The sequence below is a fragment of the Thermanaerothrix solaris genome, from assembly GCF_032334255.1.
Taxonomy (GTDB): domain Bacteria; phylum Chloroflexota; class Anaerolineae; order Anaerolineales; family Anaerolineaceae; genus Thermanaerothrix; species Thermanaerothrix solaris.
In genome coordinates, this window is the sequence record NZ_JAUHMF010000002.1 from 1,280,781 (window position 1) to 1,302,147 (window position 21,367).

Annotated in this window: 21 protein-coding genes and 1 pseudogene; 6 read left to right on the forward strand and 16 right to left on the reverse strand. The window is 51.0% G+C overall.

Annotated features, from left to right (window positions below):
• Positions 1 to 4: 4 nt before the first annotated feature.
• The 6 genes from QYE77_RS14155 to QYE77_RS15415 all read left to right on the forward strand — a co-directional run bounded on the left by QYE77_RS14155 (position 5) and on the right by QYE77_RS15415 (position 6,219).
• Positions 5 to 1,048, forward strand: a complete 1,044-nt coding sequence (locus tag QYE77_RS14155) for an ABC transporter permease (RefSeq protein WP_315626103.1) — start codon at positions 5 to 7, stop codon at positions 1,046 to 1,048.
• Between the two features lie 9 nt (positions 1,049 to 1,057).
• On the forward strand, positions 1,058 to 2,053 hold the full coding sequence (locus QYE77_RS14160) for an ABC transporter permease (protein ID WP_315626104.1): 996 nt from the start codon (positions 1,058 to 1,060) through the stop codon (positions 2,051 to 2,053).
• 32 nt (positions 2,054 to 2,085) lie between these two features.
• The gene (gene thrC, locus QYE77_RS14165) at positions 2,086 to 3,339 is read left to right on the forward strand and encodes a threonine synthase (protein ID WP_315626105.1); all 1,254 of its coding nucleotides are present in this window, start codon (positions 2,086 to 2,088) and stop codon (positions 3,337 to 3,339) included.
• A 5-nt stretch (positions 3,340 to 3,344) separates the two neighbouring features.
• Positions 3,345 to 4,301 (forward strand): glycosyltransferase family 2 protein, encoded by a 957-nt coding sequence (locus QYE77_RS14170; RefSeq protein ID WP_315626107.1) that lies wholly within the window; start codon positions 3,345 to 3,347, stop codon positions 4,299 to 4,301.
• Between the two features lie 20 nt (positions 4,302 to 4,321).
• A complete protein-coding gene (locus tag QYE77_RS14175) occupies positions 4,322 to 5,800 on the forward strand; it encodes a pyridoxal-phosphate dependent enzyme (RefSeq protein ID WP_315626108.1) in 1,479 nt (492 codons plus the stop codon).
• A gap of 122 nt (positions 5,801 to 5,922) precedes the next feature.
• The gene (locus QYE77_RS15415) at positions 5,923 to 6,219 is read left to right on the forward strand and encodes a double zinc ribbon domain-containing protein (RefSeq protein WP_399390562.1); all 297 of its coding nucleotides are present in this window, start codon (positions 5,923 to 5,925) and stop codon (positions 6,217 to 6,219) included.
• On the opposite strand, the gene QYE77_RS14180 is transcribed toward QYE77_RS15415, so the two are convergent.
• The 16 genes and pseudogenes from QYE77_RS14180 to gndA all read right to left on the reverse strand — a co-directional run bounded on the left by QYE77_RS14180 (position 6,210) and on the right by gndA (position 21,317).
• A complete protein-coding gene (locus tag QYE77_RS14180) occupies positions 6,210 to 6,980 on the reverse strand; it encodes an alpha/beta fold hydrolase (RefSeq protein ID WP_315626109.1) in 771 nt (256 codons plus the stop codon). The two genes, QYE77_RS15415 and QYE77_RS14180, sit on opposite strands and share 10 nt — an antisense overlap.
• Complete coding sequence (locus tag QYE77_RS14185; protein ID WP_315626110.1) at positions 6,970 to 8,505, reverse strand: CCA tRNA nucleotidyltransferase; 1,536 nt, start codon at positions 8,503 to 8,505, stop codon at positions 6,970 to 6,972. Before QYE77_RS14185 ends, QYE77_RS14180 begins: the two co-directional genes overlap by 11 nt.
• Positions 8,499 to 9,080, reverse strand: coding sequence for a hypoxanthine phosphoribosyltransferase (gene hpt, locus QYE77_RS14190; protein ID WP_315626111.1), 582 nt, complete (start codon positions 9,078 to 9,080; stop codon positions 8,499 to 8,501). Before hpt ends, QYE77_RS14185 begins: the two co-directional genes overlap by 7 nt.
• A 23-nt stretch (positions 9,081 to 9,103) precedes the next feature.
• Positions 9,104 to 9,676 carry a thymidine kinase gene (locus tag QYE77_RS14195; RefSeq protein ID WP_315626112.1) on the reverse strand — a complete coding sequence of 191 codons (573 nt, stop codon included), beginning with the start codon at positions 9,674 to 9,676 and terminating at the stop codon, positions 9,104 to 9,106.
• Positions 9,677 to 9,795: 119 nt separating this feature from the next.
• Positions 9,796 to 10,059, reverse strand: a complete 264-nt coding sequence (locus tag QYE77_RS14200; RefSeq protein WP_315626142.1) for a DNA-directed RNA polymerase subunit alpha C-terminal domain-containing protein — start codon at positions 10,057 to 10,059, stop codon at positions 9,796 to 9,798.
• A gap of 3 nt (positions 10,060 to 10,062) precedes the next feature.
• Positions 10,063 to 10,272: pseudogene (gene rpmE / locus QYE77_RS14205) on the reverse strand (50S ribosomal protein L31); the annotation flags it as partial.
• A 49-nt stretch (positions 10,273 to 10,321) separates the two neighbouring features.
• Positions 10,322 to 10,588 (reverse strand): 50S ribosomal protein L27, encoded by a 267-nt coding sequence (gene rpmA / locus QYE77_RS14210; protein WP_315626113.1) that lies wholly within the window; start codon positions 10,586 to 10,588, stop codon positions 10,322 to 10,324.
• A 5-nt stretch (positions 10,589 to 10,593) separates the two neighbouring features.
• Positions 10,594 to 10,917 (reverse strand): 50S ribosomal protein L21, encoded by a 324-nt coding sequence (gene rplU, locus QYE77_RS14215; RefSeq protein ID WP_315626114.1) that lies wholly within the window; start codon positions 10,915 to 10,917, stop codon positions 10,594 to 10,596.
• Between the two features lie 138 nt (positions 10,918 to 11,055).
• The gene (gene selB, locus QYE77_RS14220; RefSeq protein ID WP_315626115.1) at positions 11,056 to 12,987 is read right to left on the reverse strand and encodes a selenocysteine-specific translation elongation factor; all 1,932 of its coding nucleotides are present in this window, start codon (positions 12,985 to 12,987) and stop codon (positions 11,056 to 11,058) included.
• Positions 12,988 to 12,993: 6 nt separating this feature from the next.
• Complete coding sequence (locus tag QYE77_RS14225; protein ID WP_315626117.1) at positions 12,994 to 14,172, reverse strand: coiled-coil domain-containing protein; 1,179 nt, start codon at positions 14,170 to 14,172, stop codon at positions 12,994 to 12,996.
• Positions 14,173 to 14,274: 102 nt separating this feature from the next.
• Complete coding sequence (locus tag QYE77_RS14230) at positions 14,275 to 15,672, reverse strand: proton-conducting transporter transmembrane domain-containing protein (protein ID WP_315626118.1); 1,398 nt, start codon at positions 15,670 to 15,672, stop codon at positions 14,275 to 14,277.
• Positions 15,672 to 16,250: a hypothetical protein gene (locus tag QYE77_RS14235; RefSeq protein WP_315626120.1), complete on the reverse strand. Its 579-nt coding sequence runs from the start codon at positions 16,248 to 16,250 to the stop codon at positions 15,672 to 15,674. The genes QYE77_RS14230 and QYE77_RS14235 overlap by 1 nt, the downstream gene beginning before the upstream one ends.
• The gene (locus tag QYE77_RS14240) at positions 16,247 to 17,833 is read right to left on the reverse strand and encodes a hypothetical protein (protein ID WP_315626122.1); all 1,587 of its coding nucleotides are present in this window, start codon (positions 17,831 to 17,833) and stop codon (positions 16,247 to 16,249) included. Before QYE77_RS14240 ends, QYE77_RS14235 begins: the two co-directional genes overlap by 4 nt.
• Before the next feature lie 7 nt (positions 17,834 to 17,840).
• Positions 17,841 to 19,262: a dihydropyrimidinase gene (gene hydA, locus QYE77_RS14245; RefSeq protein WP_315626123.1), complete on the reverse strand. Its 1,422-nt coding sequence runs from the start codon at positions 19,260 to 19,262 to the stop codon at positions 17,841 to 17,843.
• A 79-nt stretch (positions 19,263 to 19,341) separates the two neighbouring features.
• Entirely contained in the window at positions 19,342 to 19,911 is a 570-nt protein-coding gene (locus QYE77_RS14250; protein ID WP_315626125.1) for a hypothetical protein, read from the reverse strand.
• Positions 19,908 to 21,317 carry an NADP-dependent phosphogluconate dehydrogenase gene (gndA, locus tag QYE77_RS14255; protein ID WP_315626127.1) on the reverse strand — a complete coding sequence of 470 codons (1,410 nt, stop codon included), beginning with the start codon at positions 21,315 to 21,317 and terminating at the stop codon, positions 19,908 to 19,910. The genes QYE77_RS14250 and gndA overlap by 4 nt, the downstream gene beginning before the upstream one ends.
• Between the last annotated feature and the right edge of the window lie 50 nt (positions 21,318 to 21,367).

Sequence of the window (21,367 nt, forward strand, 5' to 3'; positions counted from 1 at the left end):
AGCCATGGTAAAAGCGTCATCCCGGTGGACCAATCTTGCCTTTCAACTTCTGGCCATTGCATTAGCACTAGTATTTACCTCTTTGGTGATGGTGCTGGCAAAAGCAGATCCTCTTGAGGCTTACCGCAACATTGTTGTGGGTTCAGTGGGATCTATCAATAAATTTAGTGATGTGCTTGTGGCTTGGGTGCCACTTCTACTAGCCACATCAGGGCTTTTGGTGACCTATACGGCGGGATTGTGGAATATTGGGGTTGAGGGGCAGATCACGTTGGGGGCGATCTTCACCACATGGGCATTGCGGGTACTTCAGGACAGTAGCCTCCCCGCGGGATTAATCATTGCGATTGGCTTTCTGAGCGGGGCGCTGGGGGGCATGTTATGGGCTAGTGTGGTGGCATTTCTCAAGATTTATGGCGGTGTCAATGAGATCTTTGGTGGTCTGGGTATGAACTTTGTCGCAACGGCCTTGACCATCTGGTTGATCTTCGGCCCTTGGAAGCGCCCGGGGATCGGTTCGATGAGCGGCACCGAGCCCTTTAAAGAAGCCCTTTGGTTGCCCACGTTTACAGGGTTGCGCATCAGTCCGTGGTCGTTGATAGTGGGAATTGTCGGTATCGTGATCATATATCTCCTGTTACAGGGCACCTATTTTGGCTTGAAGTTAAAGGCGGTGGGGCGAAACCGACGGGCTGCATTTTTGCTTGGCATCCCTACCACGCAGTACATGTGGGCAGCATTTTTGCTGTGTGGGCTCTTTGCCGGGTTGGCCGGTGCAGTGCAAGTGTTAGGAGTCTATCACCGGCTGATCCCGTCAATTTCGTCAGGGTATGGATTTTTGGGAATGCTGGTGGCCATGTTGATCAACTATCAGCCTACATGGGCCGCCCCAGTTGCCTTGTTCTTCGCAGCGCTCAACATTGGGAGCATCCAGTTGCCTATTGTGATGAAACTGGACTCAACGCTTTCGGGCGTGTTGCAGGGCGCACTGGTGTTAGCGGTGCTGCTTATGGACGGCGTCCGTCAACGCATTCTGCGACGACGATAAGGAGGGCGCATGGATACAGCCTTGGTTATTGGGATTGCAGGTATTCTGGCTTCAGCCGCACCAATTGTGTTTGCGGCCATCGGCGAAACGATTATTGAGCGCTCGGGGGTAATCAATCTTTCTGTTAATGGCGCCATTCTGCTCACTGCAATGGCCGGCTTTGCAGTTGCCGTAACCACCGGAAATGTGGTATTGGGATTGCTGGTTGGGGCAGTTATTGGTGCCCTTGTGGCTCTGATTGTAGCCTTTGCCAGTATCACCTTGAAACAGTCTCAGGTTGCGGTTGGCTTCGTTCTTGCGCTCTTATGTCGAGATTTAGCCTATTTTCTGGGTAATCCCTATATGGGACTTTCGGGGCCACGGTTGCCTCACCTGCCCATCCCCGGATTGGCTTACATCCCTATATTGGGGACTGTTTTCTTTCAGCATGATCTCATGACCTATTTGAGTTTTGTGCTGATTGTTCTGGCCTATGTTTATATTTTCCGTACTCGCCCAGGACTGATGCTCCAGGGTATCGGTGAACGACCTGCGGCGGCCTATGTGCGAGGCGCAAACGTCAATTTACTCCGTTACATTTACACCATAGTGGGTGGCGCGTTGATCGGATTGGCCGGTCCAATGTATTCGCTTAGTGTCAAGGCGGGGTGGAAGGGAACGATTTCCGGCCTGGATGGGATTGGCTGGATCGCGCTAGCGTTGACCATTTTTGGGGGTTGGAACCCACTGCGAGCAGCCTTGGGTGCGTACTTCTTTGCCTTTTTACAGTGGTTAGGGTTGGTCTTACAGCCCAGTTTACCCAATGTTCCTTCCCAGGTGCTTCAGGTGGCACCTTTCCCCTTAATGATTTTGACTCTTTTGCTGGTCAATGTGGGGAACGCAGAATGGGTGGATCGGACTTTGGCAGGTTTGCCTGAACAAATGCGCCATGCTATCGCACGGGTGTTACGAGCAATGCGCACCTCACCGCCGGCAGCGCTTGGGGTGCCGTTCGAAAAAGAGTAAGTCAATTCAATTCTTGATGGCAGGAGATTCTCATGGGTAATTTTGTCGGCTATCGCTGTTCACTGTGTGGTACGGAGTACCAGCCGGATCAGGTCACGTATACCTGTCCGAAGGATGGGGGAAACCTGGATGTTTGGCTTGATTACACAGAAATCAAGAATCGTTTTCAGGTCAACGATATCACAAGCCGTAGAGATTACTCAATATGGCGCTACTTGCCCCTGCTCCCGGTTGAAGATCCCGGAGGCGAGGGAACCCCTTTGCGCATGGTGGGGTGGACGCCGGTTTATACGCCACAGCGCCTGGCAAAAGAACTGGGAATTAAGACCTTGTGGGTAAAGGATGAGGGGCGCAATCCTACCGCGTCATTTAAAGACCGCGCCAGCGCGGTTGTGGTAGCACGGGCGCGTCAGATCAAGGCTGAGGTCGTCGTTACGGCCTCGACAGGCAATGCAGGTGCGGCACTCGCGGGTATGGCGGCGGCCATCGGACAAAAGGCGGTGATCTTTGCCCCCAAGACGGCACCCCCCGCAAAAGTCGCCCAACTGCTGGTGTTTGGGGCACAAGTGATCCTGGTGGATGGTAATTATGACCAGGCGTTTGATTTGACCATTCAGGCAAGTCAGGAATTTGGTTGGTATTGCCGCAATACTGGTTATAACCCCTTCACGGCTGAAGGTAAAAAGACGGCTGCATTAGAAATATGGGAGCAGGTGATCCTGAATATGCGCGCGGGCTCGCGGCCGTTATGTGTGTTCGTCTCCGTAGGCGATGGAAATATTATCTCTGGTATCCATAAAGGCTTCAAGGATCTGGCGACATTGGGTTGGCTAGAGCAAATGCCACGAATTTTTGGCGTGCAGTCTGAAGGATCGGCCGCTGTGGCAAACGCTTATTTCAAGGGCACTGAGGTCATTGAGCCGGTATCGGCTCAAACTATTGCTGATAGCATATCAGTGGATTTGCCACGCGACGGCGTGCGTGCGGTGCGGGCAGCCCGCCAGACCAACGGTGCCTATATCACCGTTCCCGATAGTGAGATACTGAAAGCCATTGCGGATTTGGGGCGCGTAGGCATTTTTGCCGAACCCGCAGGGGCTACGGCATATGCTGGGTTGAAGAAGGCGCTTCAGCAAGGACTTGTGACACCCGACGATCCAATTCTGGTATTGAATACCGGAAGCGGCCTCAAGGATATTCGGGCGGCTATGCAGGCAGTAAAAGAAGCACCAGTTATCGAGCCCTCCCTTTCCGCGCTTAAAGCCCATTTAAGTCAAACAGCGTGAGGGTCATGGAAACACCAACTTTTTCGATTGTTGTGCCAGTTTATAACGAAGAGGGTTGCCTGGATGAACTTTACCGCCGAATTGTGGCGGTAATGGAGAGCACGGGCGAACCCTGGGAACTGGTGCTGGTGGATGATGGCTCTCGTGATCGCTCCACCGAGATCATCAAGCGGTTAGCAGAGCAGGATCGGCGCGTGCGGCCAGTCATCTTTGCGCGCAACTTCGGTCACCAAATCGCAGTGACCGCTGGTTTGGACTACAGCCGCGGGCAAGCCGTGGTGATCATTGATGCCGATTTGCAGGATCCACCGGAGGTGATCCTTGATCTCATTGCCAAATGGCGAGAGGGATATGAGGTGGTTTACGCCGTACGCACCGAACGCGAGGGCGAAACGTGGTTTAAGAAATTCACCGCGGCAGCATTCTACCGGCTGATCTACCGCATTACTGATGTCAAGATCCCGGTAGATACAGGTGATTTTCGTCTGATGGATCGCAAAGTGGTGGATGTCTTGAGCCGAATGCGTGAGCATCACCGTTTTTTACGGGGAATGTCGGCCTGGGTAGGGTTTCGCCAGATTGGCGTTCCTTACAAGCGAGCTCCTCGCTACGCGGGTGAAACCAAATATCCTCTGCGTAAGATGCTCCGCCTTGCCCTAAACGCGATTACCAGTTTTTCCTACTTTCCACTGCAATTAGCAACCTATCTCGGATTTTTAGCGGCTGGTTTGGCGATTGTGGCGATTCCTGTGGTGATCATCTTACGCGCTTTGCAGCCCCAGGCCTTTTTTGGTCAAGCCTCAACCTTAATTGCGGTGTTGTTCCTGGGCGGTGTGCAGTTAATCTCGCTCGGGATTTTAGGTGAGTATGTCGGTCGTATTTACGATGAAGTCAAAGGGCGTCCGCTTTATGTCGTACGCGAAGTGCCCTCTGATGATCAAACCATAGAGAAAAAATCATAAATCAAGAGGAGTGTGAAACGATGGCAAAAATTGATTTAACGGTCATTCCTGAGCGACGCGAACGAACCATTCAACGCGTCCGGGAGCGCAATATTATCATTCCCACTTTTGCTCAGATGAAGAATCCCGATTTGATCCCTGCGCGGATTAAAGAAGAACTGCGCAACATTGGACTCTGGGATGTTCATCCGCGCAATCTCTTCCGTATCACCTGGAAGAATGAGCCAGTGCCGTTTGGGGGCGGCTTTGGCCCGGTCAATACACTGGAGTTCCCCAGCAGTCTGACTGGCGTACCGGCGCGAATCATTGGCTTGGTGGGTAAGTGGTTTCCTACCGGTGCGCATAAGGTTGGTGCGGCGTTTGGGTGTCTGGTGCCGCGTTTGGTGACCGGGCAGTTTGATCCTACGACTCAGAAAGCTGTATGGCCCTCGACCGGCAATTACTGCCGTGGAGGCGCGTATGATTCGGCTCTGCTGGCTTGTGACTCGATTGCGATCTTGCCCGAAGGGATGAGCAAGGAACGTTTCGAGTGGCTATCAAAGATTGCCAGCGAGGTGATCGCTACCCCCGGTAGTGAATCTAACGTTAAGGAAATCTTTGATAAATGCTGGGAACTGCGCCGTTCAGGCCAGGACTTGATGATCTTCAACCAGTTTGAAGAATTCGGTAATTATTTGTGGCACTATGAGGTCACCGGCCACGCCATGGAAGAAGTGCTCAAGCGCATCATGGGCCCGAAGGACGAATTCCGTGGCGTGGCGCTGACTACCGGTTCTGCCGGTACAATTGCCTGTGGCGACTACCTGAAACAACTCTTCCCCAACAGTAAAATCGTGGCTGGTGAAGCCTTGCAATGCCCGACCCTCTTTGAGAACGGCTTTGGTGCGCATCGCATCGAGGGCATTGGAGATAAACATGTGCCGTGGATTCACAACGTCAAGAATACCGATCTGGTAGCGGCCATTGATGATAATGACGTGGTCGCAGTGATGCGCCTGTTCAACGAGCCGACCGGGCGGGAGTATCTGGTGCGCAAAGGTGTGCCAGAAGAGGTCGTTTCGAAATTGGATCTCCTCGGTTTCTCCGGGATTGCCAACCTGCTCTCTGCCATTAAGACAGCTAAGTATTACGAGATGGGTGAGAACGATATTATGCTCATCGTCCTCACCGATTCCATGGAACTTTATGGTAGCCGGATCCAGGAATATCGCGAGCAGTACGGTGAATTTACCCCGTACCATGCAGCAGAAGCCTACGCCCGCAGCCTGCAGGGACAGAGCGTTGATTATCTCCTCGAACTGCGCTACGCGGATCGCCGACGGGTACACAATTTGAAGTACTATACCTGGGTGGAGCAGCAAGGCAAGACCTACGAAGAGATTTTGGCCCAGTGGTATGATCGCAACTACTGGACCGAGTTGCAAAGTCAGGTAGAGGAGATTGACGCGCTCATTACGGAATTCAACGAGCGGGTCGGATTGATCAAAAACTACCAATAAGGCCGCATAGTGAGCGAATCGCCCCGCCTTTGCAATAGAGGCGGGGCGGTTTTTTCTTAACCAAAAGTATAGTAAAATAGGCGGCGTTGGGCATACTGAAATCTTCAGGGAGAGAAACCACAATGCAAACATGCTCGCGTTGCCAAACTCAAGTGCCTGATACCGAAACACTTTGCCCGACCTGTGGGGCAGATTTATATGAGTATTCCACAACCAGGGTGGCTCTAAAGAAAATGCAGGCCAACCCGCGTGTCAGCATGATTCGCCTTGCGGTTGCTGCCGATGCCTGCCCAACTTGCCGCAAGATGTATGGCACTTATCCCAAGGATCAGGTTCCTCTGTTGCCCATTGAGGGGTGCTCGAATGGGCTGGGTTGCCGGTGTTTTTATGAACCGGTCCTGACCGAGATTTATCCTTGAAATTGTTGAACCCAACCCAAGAGAGCACGCGCCAACGCTGCCGGAGCTTCGAGCATCGGCATATGGCCGATTCCGGGGAGTTCGACCCAGGAAGCCACGGGGATTTGTTCAAGCATCGCCTGGATCCGTGCCGATTCAATGAGCGGATCGGCCGAGCCAGTTACGATCAAGACTGGAACATTAATTTCGCGTAGCCATAGATTGGCGTCTGCGCGTTCTGCCATTCCCAATAACGCATAAATCGCCGTTTGGGGTGAGCAGGCTTGAATGAATCGGCGCACTTTTTCTTGTACGGTTGGGTTGGGGGTTAAGCGTGGAGGCATATCTTCTAATAAGGGAAGAATTCCACGCTCCCGAATTTGCGCCACGGTAAAGTAGCGTGCTTCGCGTCGCGCAGGTGGGTCGGGATCAGCGTGAGAGGCCACCAGGGCCAGGCCAGTCAATCGCTGGGAGTAAAGGTGAGCAAACGCTAGAGCGACATATCCTCCCATTGAATGACCCACCAATGCTGCTCGTTCAAGTCCAAGATGATCCATGAGATGGTATATATCCTCTGCCAGTAGTTCCATGGAAAGGACATCCTCACTGGCGGGTGAATGACCAAAACCGCGCAGATCAGGAAGGATCATTTGGATGTAAGGACTCAGGTAGGGAATGAGATCATCCCAAATATGGCGGTTAAAGGGAAATCCGTGTAGAAAAATCACCGGAGCGCCGTTGCCATGAAGATCGTAGGAAAGTAAGACTGGTTCAGGGCTCATTTCTACCTCCATCCAAAGCCGAATCATTCCAATTCGCGATCAGGGTTCGTGCAAGGTGGAGGGCTTCTTCGCGGTTTTCAATGTCACCACTGGCCTGGGCTTCACGAATCGCTTCGAGAAGTTTTCCGATCATGGGTCCAGGCTTTAAGCCAAGGTAAGCCATTAAGTCATCGCCTCGCAGCAGGGGTGGTGGCTGGATGATATTTTCCTGCTGGTACCACCAGGCTTCAAGGAATTGTTGGCAAATGAGTAATTCTCGCGCCCACACGTCCTGAGGTAGAGTGGTGTGATAGGTTGCCAGCGTGTCGGCAAGTGAAAGCAAGCATATGTCCACACCTGCCGAGCCGACATCACGAAAGAAGCGATAAATGGCACGACGAGTCGGGCTTTGTTGAGCATTAACCAGGTGATGGATGCGCATATGATGGCGGATGACCTTGTCGCCATAAGCGATCTCATCATTACTTAGCGCAAGAGCACGCGCACGGGTCTGGAAGTATTCGCTGCTGATCCGCTCGTGACCGATAAAGTGCAAGCGCCCATTGGGATGGAGTCCCGCTGCAGCGGGTTTTCCACTATCATGATAGGCTGCGGTAAAAAACAAAAGCGCTTTCAAACTACGGTTGGGGTTTAGTCGGGCGGAAAAATGGCTCATAAATGCATCGCGGAAACGTCCCAGGTAAAGGGTTGCTGTACCCATGGTCAATGAGGCGGCTTTGTCCTCTTCGTATTCAGCAACCAACAAGCCAAAGAGCCGTTCCAGATAATCCAATGTGGATAATGTATGTTGCCAGACATCAAATACATGTGGTTGAGGTTGGGATACCCTTTTAAGTTTGGTCAACTCGGGTAAGATAAAGGGAAGGATTCCCAGGTGATCCATTAATTGAAACGCCGTTTTGACATCTGGCCCTTCAAGGATGCGGAACAATTCATCACGCTTGCGCTCGGCAGAAACCTGCTCAAGCCTGGGTACTGCCTGCTGCAAGAGAGTCAATGTTTCAGGAAGAAGACGGAATTTCAATGCATTGGCGAGTCGTACACCGCGCAGGACACGCAAGGGGTCGTCCAGAAAAGCGGTGTTCGCACAGACTCGCAGATGCTTTTCCCGAATGTCCAGCGCGCCCTTGAGAGGATCAATGAGAATCTCGGGTTGGCTAACGTCAATGGCTAGCGCATTGATGGTGAAATCACGGGCGCGTAAATCTTGCTCGATGCTCAATCCTCGCATGCGAGAGAAATCTAACGTAAAAGACTGTCCGCTGGATGTATGTCCCAGAACTCGGTAGGTCTCATGTTCCTCATCCATGCGATATAGAGCTGCCCCCAAGGTATCGGCAACAGCACGGGCAATGGTGTGGACATCCTGGGTGACCACAAAATCCAGATCGTGACTGTGTTTTTCTAAAAGGGCATCGCGCAAAATGCCTCCGACCAGAAAGATACGCCGATTGGCATGGCTCAACCGGCGCAACAATTGGGGGAGTGCAGGGACAGGAAATAACGCTTCAAACGTAATTAACATTCGCGTTTTAACCGGCTCTGCTGATATTTTTCTTCATTAACGACGCCGATAAAGGGCAAGTTACGATAAAGTTCATCCAGGTCGAGCCCGTAGCCAAAGACGAATTTGTTGGGAATTGTAAAGCCGACATACCGCAGGGGAACCTCAACCTCGCGCCGTTCAGCCTTATCTAATAAGGTACATACGGCTAGACTACGCGGCTTGCGAGCAGATAGCAGGTTAATCACAGAAGCCAGAGTGCGCCCGCTGTCAATAATATCTTCTACGATGAGCACATCGCAATCTTCAATGCTGGTGTTTAAGTCCAGGGTAATGCGAACCTGACCGGTGGATTGGCGACTTCCGGCGCCATAGGATGAAACAGCCATGAAGTCCACCATATGGGGAACGGTCAGGTGGCGGATAAGATCGGTTAAAAACATGACTCCACCCCGCAGAATGCACAGCAGAACCAGTTTTTCTGAATGTTTATAATCCTGGCTGATCTGGGCGCCCAGTTCTGCTACCCGTTGCCGTAAGGCTTCTTCTGGGATTAAGATTTCTTCCAGGAATTCTTCGTATCTATTGCACATCATCCCCAACTCCTTGGGATATGGTTCTAGTCACGGGGTACGACATGATGCTTACGACAGCGGGCTTCATAGAGCTCAGAGGCCCCAACGATAATCACGGGATCATTATAATGGGCCGGTTTGCCATTAACCAAGCGCTGGGTGCGGCATGCAGGTTCACCGCAAACCATACAGATGGCCTGCAATTTATCCACGCGCTCGGCTTGAGCCATGAGGATGGGCATATAACCAAACGGTTCGCCCCGAAAATCGGTATCCAGCCCAGCGACAATGACCCGAATACCACGGTTAGCCAATTCCTGAACCAGAGTAACAATCGCCTCGTCGAAAAACTGGGCTTCATCTATGCCTATGACGGTGGTATCGGGGTCCAAATGTTTCAATATGTCACTTGCTTTTTCAATGGGAATCGCATCAAATGCTGTTCCAGCATGCGACTTTACTTGTTCGTTACCATAGCGCTGATCAATGACGGGTTTAAAGACTTGCACCTTCTGGCGCGCAATGGTGGCGCGCCGCAACCGTCGAATGAGTTCATCGGTTTTACCGCTAAACATGGAACCGGTAATGACCTCGACCGAACCAACGTGATGTTTCATGCCATGCTCCTTAGCGGGTGTGGGTTGTTTTGATTTTAACCCAATCTCTGAACCTGCTGATTAAAAAATCAGGCAGACGTTTAATTGCGTCTGCCTGATCTATTGGCTCTGTTTCCCGATTAGACGGTAATCTCTTCAGCTGCTGAGGGCAGGGTGTAGCCTAATTGGCGCAGGCGTTTTTTGAGGTTGATCAGGGATTGGCGGCCAAATCCCTCGATGGCAAGCAGCGCAGCTTCGCCTTCCGCCAGTTTCTCCAAAACCTGACCCACTGTAGTTAGCCCTGCTTTCTCTAGAGCCTCAGTAGGACGAGGGCCGAGGTTGAGATCGGCAATAGGGCGGTTGGGAGACGTGCGTTCTTGCTCGCGTGCTTTTTGGGTTTCCACATATTCCTGGCGAGCCTGCAAACGTTTGTAGAAGCGGTCTACTTGCCCTTCAATATCGAGGATGCGTTGCTGTTGACCCGTGTAAAACGGGTGGCATTTTGAGCACACCTCGGTATGGATTTCTTTTTTGGTTGAACCCGTCGTCCAGGTATTACCACAGGCGCAGATAACCCGGGCGTCGGGGTAAAAAGTCGGATGGATGTCTTTTTTCATCGTTAGCCTTCCTGTCCTATAAATTTAGGAAGCCAATACCATCATGGCATTAGGCTTCGGCTGCGACTGGGACAACACTGACGCGCTTGCGTCCGCCTGGCAACGTTTCAAACACTACCACACCGTCTGCTGTGGCGAAAAGTGTGTCATCCTTGCCAACATCTACGTTCAAGCCGGGCTTAATTCGGGTGCCACGCTGGCGAACCAGGATATTACCAGCGAGTACATATTGTCCCGCAAAACGCTTTACACCTAAGCGCTGGGAATTGCTATCTCGTCCGTTGCGGCTGGAACCGCCACCTTTCTTGTGTGCCATAGGTCCTACTCCACCACAGAAATAGAATTCACTAACAGGCGGGTATATTGTTGACGATGACCGGTCTTCACGCGGTAGCGTTTTTTCGGGCGATATTTAAAGACAATGATTTTGGGCCCTTTGAAATGTTCCTGGATCGTTGCGGTGACCTGAGCGCCAGGTACAGTTGGGGTACCAACTTGCACCTTGCCATCTTCAGCGACCAGCAACACTTGGTCGAGCACAACCTGCTCTCCAACTTCTCCAGGAAGACGATCTACATCCAGGGTTGTCCCTTCGGTGACTTTATATTGCTTACCACCACTTTCGACAATTGCGTATTTTGACATTCCTCATCTCCAATCTTCACTTCGCCGGGATACACGCGCCGGTAAACGCCTGTGCCCGGGGAAGTTGGGGATATTACATGCACAAGCCCCAGCGGCAATGCCGGGGCATTGGCGAGTGATATTATACCCGAGCAGATTTTAATCTGTCAATGTTTGAGCCACTTTCTCACCCTGAGGAGTGAGAATCCGCACGTCACCATCACGTCGGGTAATGCCAAGTGCATCCATATATTCTAGAAAAGCCAGTGCGTAACGGCGCGATGTTTGAAAATGATCTCGAAATTCGGCTACGCTGAGGGCAGAGTGATTTTTTAGGTGTAAGATGACAAAACGCACCATGGTCTGAAAGTCGGTCTTACGAAAAGCAATTTCGTCAGAAATGGCTACTATGGTTCCGTTTTCAATCAGAGCATTGAAGACCTCTTGACCCACCAATTCTATGCATTCGCGTATCGTAGGTGGGGCATAAGGGGTTATGGCGAAGCGCCTTAAGAGATGCTCAACCTGTATCGTCTGTTGAGTGTTGAATCGCACTTTGTGTTGAGGATGGGCAATAAATTGCCCTTGTTCACTCAGCATCCCGGTTCTCAGCCATTGATGCAAAGCGGCCTGAAAAAGGGGTGGGGATAGACGCAGTTGACTCCGCAGGGCTTCGCGGGGAATGCCAATCCGCAAAGGATATTGATGATGATAATGTTCCACGATTGAGAGCGCTTTTCGTTGCAGATCCTGCCACTGTGTGAGCGTGAAAAGGAAAGGTTCCTCATTGGGGGAATCAACCGCGGCAAGTGCAAAGAAATGTTTTGATCCATCGGGATCATTGAGAATGCGAAAAATTTCCTCTGTGGTGAGCCCGGCGCGTTTTGCGGCAAGAGAAAGAGGGAGCGGACCGGCGTTCTGGAGTGTGACAAGTAGGGTTTTATCGGAAGTACCCTGACTCAACACCGAGAGATGCTCTAAGGTTTGGGGATCAAATCGGCGATAACGCTTTTGTGGGTGGGGCTCCAGTACAATTCCTCCGCCAATTGTTTCACCGGGTGATGGACGACGTAAAATAAAACGATCGCCACGTGAGACAACGAGGGGAGAGTAGGTTTCTAACTGCAGCCATCCCTCTTCGCCAGGGTGGATGGCTTCAGTGCCTAGCACACGCACCCTTGCCAGCACTTCACTGCTACCCACGAACACTTTAACTTCGCTATTATGCTGAAGCGGAGCGTGTGCATCGGGGATCAGACGACAGCGGGCATCCAGGCGTTGGGTCGGTTGATATAGCCCTGGTAGGGTGAGAACATCTCCGCGTTGAATTTGTTTTACTTCAATGCCGCTGATATTAACCGCAGTGCGGCTACCAGGCTGGGCGTACGGGGTTTTCTTTTTATGCGTTTGCAACCCTCGAATGCGCCCCTTTAATCCTTTGGGTAAAATCTCAATTTCGTCGCCTAGATTCAGGCAGCCATCTATCAAGGTTCCTGTAACTACCGTGCCAAATCCAGAGATCGAAAAGACTCGGTCTATAGGCAGGCGGGGTTTCCCTAAGTCTGGGCGCGAAGGTGTGTCGGCCAAGAGGTGCTCCAATGTTTCGAGCAAGATATCAAGACCGGCGCGGGTGTTGGCTGAAACGCGTACAATGGGTGCGTTTTGTAGCGTTGTACCTTGAAGGGCATGTCGTATGTCGCTTTCAATAAGGTCAAGCCACTCTGGATCATCTACAAGGTCAATTTTGCTCAATACCACAATTCCTCGTTCGACTCCAAGCAGATCCAGGATAATCAAGTGCTCCCGCGTTTGAGGCATGATTCCTTCATCGGCGGCAATAACCAAAAGCGCAGCATCTATCCCGCCGACACCGGCCAGCATATTTTCAATAAAATCGCGGTGCCCGGGAACATCAACAATCCCCACACTTTCGCCGTTGGGAAGGGTGAGCCAGGCAAAGCCTAGATCTATGGTCATCTCCCGTTCCTGCTCTTCCTTGAGGCGGTCAGGGTGGATGCCGGTGAGTGCAGCGACTAAGGTTGATTTTCCATGATCTACGTGCCCGGCAGTACCAATAACATGCGTGACCATACTTACCTAAGGATTCTGGGCGATTAATTGCTCGTAAGTTTCCAGTAATTCGCGCGAAAACGCCAGGAGTTTTTGGAGGCGTTTATGCGCCTCTTCAGTGAAGAGTGAAAGTGAATCTTGAAGTTCTTGAACCGCATCTTCCAGGTTGGTGAGCCGTTCGTTGAGTTGGTTGATCTGGCGGATCAAATCACGATTTTGTTCTTCCTGGACCAAGAGATAATTTGCCCATCGTTTTTGGTCATCGGCCTTAAAACTTGCCCATTCCTGGCGAAAGCGATCCTCTACCAGGCGTTGCATCTCGGTAATCTCATTGATCCGACGTTCAAAGCGAGCCGTGATATCTTCAAACGCTTCTTGGGCGCGCTTGATGGAGCGGTGGGTAGCTTCAAGCGTCTGAATCTGAGCATCGAGGTTGGCGGCTGTGGCTTCCATTTCTTCAAATCGAGCCTGCCATTCTTGCCAGGTGCGTTCGCGTTCAAACGCCAGCATGTTTTGTTTATCCATAAAGGCGATTTGGCTTTGTTTACGTTCATTTTCTGCGGCGATCAGTTCATTGATCTTTGCTTCAAGTTTACGCTGAACGTCGCCGATAACATCCATTTTCCCCCGTTGTTCATCCAGACGTTTACGAATAGCCGCTACCTCGCCTTGAAGGTCAATCACCCGCTTGGCATCCTGGCGCTGATTGTCTTCTAGAAGTTTTTGTTGACGCCGAAATTCTTCGTCTGCACGTTGATATTGTTCAATCTGTTGCTCCAGTGCATCAATCAGCCGGCTCAAGCGACCTTCTTCTTCGATTCGAGCCTGTAGACCTTTGCGCAGTTCAGGGATGGCTTCCAGGCTTTTACGTACCTCAGCAATAGCTTTGTTTAGGGCTTCTAAGTCGGCCAAGCGCATTCGATCTGCTTCACGATCGCGTTCGGCACGCTGTTTTTCTAAATCTTGAATCATCCGTGTTAATTCAACGCGTACCTGAGCAATGCTTGTCTCGATCTGGTCGAAACGAGATAAGTTGGCGCTCAAGCGAGCGAGTTCCCCTTCCAGGGCAGTGAGTTGTTGTAACGACCGTGGATATCCCTCTTCGAGGTCTGCAATTCGTTCTTGAAGCGTGGTGATCAGCAATTTATCCTTACGCCGTTCTTCTTCAAGCCAATCCAGACGTTTTATTAATTGCTCAAGATCCATTAGGCGGTCCTTTCACGGCACAGTGATCGAAATTTGCAGGTGAGGGGTGCTCCAATTATAGTCAGATTTTAACCACATAAGGCGAAAGAAATGAAATAAAGATTAACGGGCCAGATTGATAAAACTCTGAGCGACTTGGAGCGCGGGGCTGAGAAGAGAAGCGGGAAACAAGCCCAGAGCAAGAATTCCGACGATACTAATTAGGGTTAAAGGGGATACGGTTCTGAAGCCATTGGCGAATGGTGTAGTTTCAGGGGTGGATTCTAATGTGTAACTGATAAGACGTATTCCGTTAATTAGAAAGAGAACGTTTCCTAGAAGCACTCCCATGACTGCAGGGAGCGATTGTTGTGCTAGATTGAAGAGAATCTCTTGACGGACGGGGAAACTTGCGAGCAAAGGCAAACCACCCAAAGAGAAATAACCGGTCAGGAATCCGAGCGATGCCCAGGACATTGGCTTTAATGGTTCGAGCGAAAACATAGAAGGTGCTTTGGCGAGATTCCGGAAAGAGTCCAGGGATTGAGTTAGCAAGAAAGTTCCCAGAACTCGTCCAGGCAACAATTCTAAGAAATAGGTTACTCTTTGGGCAGAACCCAGCGCAATGGCGATAAGTGCAAAGCCCGAATCGAGCATCAGGCTATAACCCAGTAATCGGTTCAGGTTTGCGGTAGATAACGCACCCAGACCAGCATATAAGATCATGATAATCCCTACGAGTTGAAGCGATGTCGTAAATACCATAAGGTTACGAATCCAAGGGGTACTGTTAAGAAAATCTAGAAATACTAAAAAGCCTGAAGTTGTAATCAGAACAAGAAAGAAGCCGGCCTCATAGGGGGGATTATCTTGTGGCAGCATCACAGCCCAGGTGTGAAAGGGAAAGATGGTCAACCACAATGCAAATCCTGTTGCAACCAGCAAGATAGCCGGTAAGACGCTTTCTGTTTGCTGAGGGATATTCTCATATTGGCTTAATAGCCATCCTCCAATAAGAATTAAAGGAACCGCCAGAATTTGGAGAGTCAAGAAGCGTAGAATGGCGGGAGAAGGCGTCTGGTGCGGTGGAGATAGTGCCGGGATGGCAACAAGAACTGCTAGAGCAAGAAGTGGTGCAGTGTATATAAAAGGTTCTACGGCGAAGGCAGCAATAAGAAGTGCTACAGATGCCAGTGCGTGAGGTATGAAAAATGGAGAGGTGTGATGACGCATTGCGCCCAGGAACCACCACGCACTGGCGCCGTAAATTAGGATTAAGAGAGGGCGATCTGACGAGGTCAGGCGAAGTTGCCGCCCCAGGATAGTCAAGATGGGGTTCAATTCGAACGACCAATTTCCCAGGCGCAATGTCCCGCCCAGGGGGAGCGCTGTTGCTGCAAGGGCTAGAATTATGCAAAACCCAACGGATAGCCCAAGGGTGAGCTGACGATACTGGCGTAAAACCCACAAAATGATTGCTAGGATTAGGGGAAAAACGATCCAAAGCCAAGGGGTACTCATTATCGAAATCCCGAAGATTGGTGGGCAATAGTTAGATAAGCGCCAATGGCTGCGAGCCCCAAAGTGACCAGGGCAAGCAAACCGGTCATAAGCACTGAATTGACCATAAAGGCAAAGACTAATTCGAAGCCAGAGAAGACTTCAAGCAACCCTAACGTAGCGATTAAAGGGTGGCGTGAAAAACCATTCATAAGGATACCACAGCCAGACAGGATAATTCCTGCCCTCAAGTAAAGAGGCTCGACGGGCAACCAGGCGGCGGTTGAGGGTTGAAAAGAGAAGGCCAAACCCACCATCATTCCGCCGCTAATAAGTCGGAAGGCTTGCTGTGACCAGGGGACCTTACGCGTCTTGTTTATGGCCATGTTCCAGATGGCAGCGCCTAGAAGGATGGTGGCGGCCAAACCTACGATTAATTTCACCAATGCCAAGCCCACGCTGAGGGAGGTACTAACTACCCAAAAGAGAATCATATATTGGAGAGCCACCGCCACCAGACGGAAACGATAATCTACCTCAAGAAGGGCAAACAGAGCGGTTAGGCTAAACAGAATCAGATGTAACCACGCTAGATTCATGGAGATATTCCGCTTGCATTGGCGAGAGAGAGTAAGAGCGCCAGGAGAACGAGTGCCCACAGAAGGCCGCTTTCTCCTTCTAACACTCCTTCAAGGAAATGGGCCAACGGTTTCAACCCTTTATGCAGGAGAGTAAAACCATTTATCAGCCAGATTAGCGAAAAAAATTGAACAAAAGAATGCTGAGTCTGATTTATGCGTTGACCGAGCCAAACGAAAAATGGGCGGGCGCTCGAAAGGGGTATTATCCGATGGTGGAGCCCCAATACGCCTGCCAAAGTCAGAAGAAAAGTAATGCTTCCCGCCAGCCACGCTTGCGTGTAAAGGGTTGGTTTGAGACCCCATAATCCCCAAGCGGTGAGGGGAAGTAATAGAAGCCCAAGCCCATAAACCGCCACAATCCAGCGTTCTGAGGTGACAAGTGAACTTTTGGCGTTATCCATGTGGTGGTACCATCCCGTAATGGATATCGCCACGGTCAATGGCCATATCCATCCTCCTAATGTGGTCATGAGGCCTTGCCATCCACCTGCCAATGGTGTGAGCGGAAGCGTTGAGAAAGTTAGAAGGTTAATGAAGAGAAAAACTTGTCGTGGTGGTAAGACAAACATAGCAAGCAGGGGACAAGTCCCCATCAATACTATCAGTAGTGCCCAGGGGAGGGGAGAAGCATTCGCCGTGTATGCACTGGTAAGGGCAAGACTGCTCATGGCCGCGATCCAATGGGGAAAGCCCTGCGAAGCTTCAGGGCTGTTACCCCACAAGAGCGCGTTAACAACCCCCCACAATGACAAAAGCAGAGGAAGCGCTGAAAGCCCAAATGATGCTGAAAGTTCTGGGCCGGCAAATCGGGTCAATAGAGCCAAGCCCAAAAGAGGATTTTGATAATTCAAAACTGTCCAAACCCCTCGATTCGCTTGCGTGGAGAACGAAATGCCCGCACCAAGGGGTATTAGACCAACCCGTAACGCAATTCCCAAGAAAAATAACATTCCGGAAAGTTGGGACCATGAGCGCGGATCTAGTTGGGAGCCTGGTGGTGTTTGGCTCAGGGCGACACCGATAATGAGTAGCGTGCTGAGCCAGCGTCCGAGAAGATTGATCATGCTTTTTCGTGGGGGTACACCAATAAGAAGGTGCTCAGTTAGGATTGCTACGCTATCCAACAAAGTCCAGGATAAGGCTATTGCCGTTACATCCTCTGCTGAGAGGGCTGGGATCAATACTGCAATATTGATTAGGTTGGCTATCCAATTCTTGGGTCCACTCTGAAGTGCGAGGCGCGAAGGTGCGGTCAATAAGACAGTTGTTCCGAGGGTAAAAGCCAACAGAATGTAAACCCAACGGTTAGAATCCGAAGAAAAGGCGATGATGGATCGGAAGGAAGAGGAAGGAAGCAACCAGGGGATAGTGATCTGGGAGTAAGCGGCTTGCCAGGTGCTCATTAGGCTCAGTCCCCATCCGATGAGCACCGTGATGACGCTAATTAGCCATGCCGAACCCACGCCGCGACGAGATCGTTGGACTAATCCAACCCCTATCGCTCCCAATAGGGGAAGTACAGCCAATATTAAAAGGCGCATAATAGGATCATAAAACTTCGGCAAAAGGTTTGCGATACAGGTAGCGCCCCATGCCTGGCCGACCTCGCCACTCACGGCCATCTACAATCAAATTCCCGCGCAGGAAAACTTTTTCCGGGAAGCCGGTCAATTCCCAGCCTTCGAAGAGATTGTAATCGGTGCGGTGCTGAGCGTAAGCGACTCCGTAAGTCACTTTTTTATTGGGATCCCAAATGACAATGTCGGCATCGGCGCCTGGCATCAGACTGCCCTTTTGAGGATATAGGCCAAAAATTTTGGCCGGATTGGTGCTGGTAAGTGCCACAAATTGGTTGGGTGTGATCTTGCCTGAAACAACTGCGGTGGTCCAGAATATCGGAAGTCGGTCCCCAACAGCGGGCAGCCCATTAGGAATTTTAGTAAAGTCATCTTTTCCCAATTCCTTACCTGGTATCTTAACCGGCTGTCCTTCGTAAAGGATAGGTTTTGTTCCATCGTAAAAGAAGGGACAATGATCTGTGGCAAGAACTTGGATAGTGCCGTTGATAAGACCTTCCCATAGGCGTTGGTTGTCGGTAGCGGTGCGCATAGGGGGTGAGCAGATCCATTTAGCACCATCAGGGCGGCGCAGATCCTCAACGGTGAAGAAAAGATACTGCGGACATGTTTCCCCCATAACGGGCAAGCCTTTTTCGCGGACGTAGGCTAATTGATCCACTTCACCTGCGGCGTTCATATGAACCACATAGAGAGGGGCCTCGGCTTGGGCGGCAAGCGCAGCGCCACGCAAGAAGGCTTCAACTGCGCCCCAGGCAGGACGGGTATGGGCGTGCCATTCGGGAGTTGTGTGACCAGCGGCTAGAGCCTCTGCTACCAGAATGTCAATAACGTCCCCATTTTCGGCATGTAACATGGTCAGCATCCCATGTTTGCCAGCAATACGCATCACCTGGAAAATCTCCCCATCTTGTAAACGCAGGCGGTTATTGTAGGCGGTAAATACTTTGAGCGTTGTGATACCTTCATCTATGAGGTGAGGAATTTCAGCAGCCACCTGATCGTTAAAGTTGGTAATGTTCATGTGGAAACTAAAATCAATTGCCGCTTTGGGGTCTGCCTTCGCATGCCAGACTTCGATATTGGCACGCAAAGAAGGCAGATCCTGAGGAACAAAATCAATCACCGTGGTGGTGCCACCAAAAGCTGCCGCTTTGTGACCTGTATAGTGATCATCCGAGGAAACCGTGCCGAACATCGGCAGGTCAAAGTGGGTATGGACATCAATGCCCCCAGGAAGCACATATTTACCATGGGCGTCAACAATTTGGGCGTTTTCGGAGGCTGGGAGATCATGGCCAATGAGGGCGATTTTCTCGCCATCAATGAGCAGATCGGCTTGGATGGTTTCTGAAGCCGTGACCAGGGTTCCTGATTTAATCAGAATTTGCATGTGCTCTCCTCCGGATTGATTACTGTCAAATAAGATAGGTAATCACCTCTGTGGAATTCTACCAAAGCCCAGGATGGGGTTAAAGATTAATCAACCCCAAGAATTCTAGCATCACTGCATCGAGGTTGCTGATTCCCTCGGGTAGAGTAGCCGCATTGTAAGTGTGCTGATGTGCTGCTCGTTCCCGCAATGAACGCCACACCAGTACACGTTCTTCGCCTTCGAGCGCTAGATCTTGGAGGCGGTGAGCCCGACTTAACAATTCTCCAGTGGTGTAAAGAAACGTCAGACGCCGCCAATTCTCAGCGACGATTGGTTGAGGCAGGCGTTGGAGTGGGCCGATTTGGATTTTGTAGTATTCTTCATCTGCGCGAGGATGATTGGGTTCATCGCGCAAGAGTTCACGGCGCCAGGTGAGTTCGTGCCCGTAAACAGGGGAGATATAGTTGATGCGCCATCGTTCATCAGGGCTAAAAGCGGCTGTCTGGTAGAAAGCAAGGTAGTCCACTGCGATGACTTTGGGGGCCGATTTTAATGGAATGCGATACCAACCCAGGACGCGGGCAATCTCTAGATCACGCGGTGAAGGAACAACTGCAACCAGAACCAGCGCCGTTGGCGGAGGATAATTAGAAGGTGCTTCGCTCATGTCCATTCAGTGTGAAAGATTCCATCTCGATCAATACGGCGGTAAGTGTGGGCGCCAAAGTAATCACGCTGGGCTTGAATAAGATTGGCTGGCAATCTTTCACTACGGTAGGCATCGTAATATGCTAGGGCTGTGCTCATGCCCATCATAGGGATACCCAAATCTATGCCAATTTTTATCACTTCACGCAGAGCTTGATGGTGCGAAGCCAGCGTATCACGGAAGGCGGGCGCTAACAGCAAATTAACCAGGCCTGGGTCGCTCTGATAGGCGGCAGTGATGTCTCCCAACAGTCGCGCACGGATAATACACCCGGCGCGCCAAATGGCTGCTAAGCGGTCAAGTTTCAGATCATACCCATATTCGAGGGAGGCTTGTCGCAATAATCCCATACCCTGAGCGTAAGCGATCATTTTACTGGCATATAGAGCCTGCTGTGTTAGATTGATCAAGTTTGCCGGATCACCTTGGTAAGCCTTGGTAGGACCGCTCAGGATACGGCTGGCCTGGACGCGTTCGTGCTTGAAGGCAGAGAGGATGCGCATATCTACTGCTGCGCTGATCGTGGGCACCGCAGCGCCGACGTCTAGCGCATTCTGGCTGGTCCATTTGCCGGTGCCTTTTTGTTGGGCTTCGTCCAGGATCATATCCACAAGTGGGTGGCCGGTTTCGTCATCGCGTTTTCGAAGTACTTCGGCAGTAATTTGAATCAAGTAGGATTGCAATTCGCTCTGATTCCATTTTTCGAAAATATCGGCAAGTTGGTACGCCGATAATCCCAAAGCATTCTTGAGCAGGTGGTAAGTTTCAGCAATTAACTGCATATCAGCATACTCGATGCCATTATGCACCATTTTGACATAATGACCTGCACCACGCGGCCCGATGTAGTCCACACAGGGTTCGCCATCTTCGGCCTTAGCGGCAATATCACGAAGCATGGGTGCGAGGTTTTCCCAAGCCTGGTAAGGTCCGCCCGGCATCAGGCTGGGTCCCCATAATGCCCCTTCCTCGCCACCAGAAATTCCCATTCCTACATAGAGGATGCCAGTGTCCTTTAGGGTTTCGTGACGGCGCTCGGTATCTAGGAAGTAAGAGTTGCCGCCATCAATCAGGATATCACCAGGTTCTAATAGAGGTTGCAGAGCGGAAATCATATCGTCAACAGGTTTCCCTGCTTGCACCATGAGAAGGATGCGTCGCGGGCGTTCCAGATGAGCACAAAACTCTTCTAATGAGTACGTACCGATTAACTGCTGGTCGGGTTTGGCGGATGCAAGCAGGCTGCGCGTTTTTTCTGCGGTGCGGTTATATAAGGCGACTCTGTACCCATGCCGCTCGAAATTGAGGGCTAGATTGTGACCCATCACACCTAAACCAATCACGCCAATATCTGCTTTCTTCATGGAAGTGCTCCGTCGAACTTAGGGATTAATCTTGAGAAGGTGGCTAAATA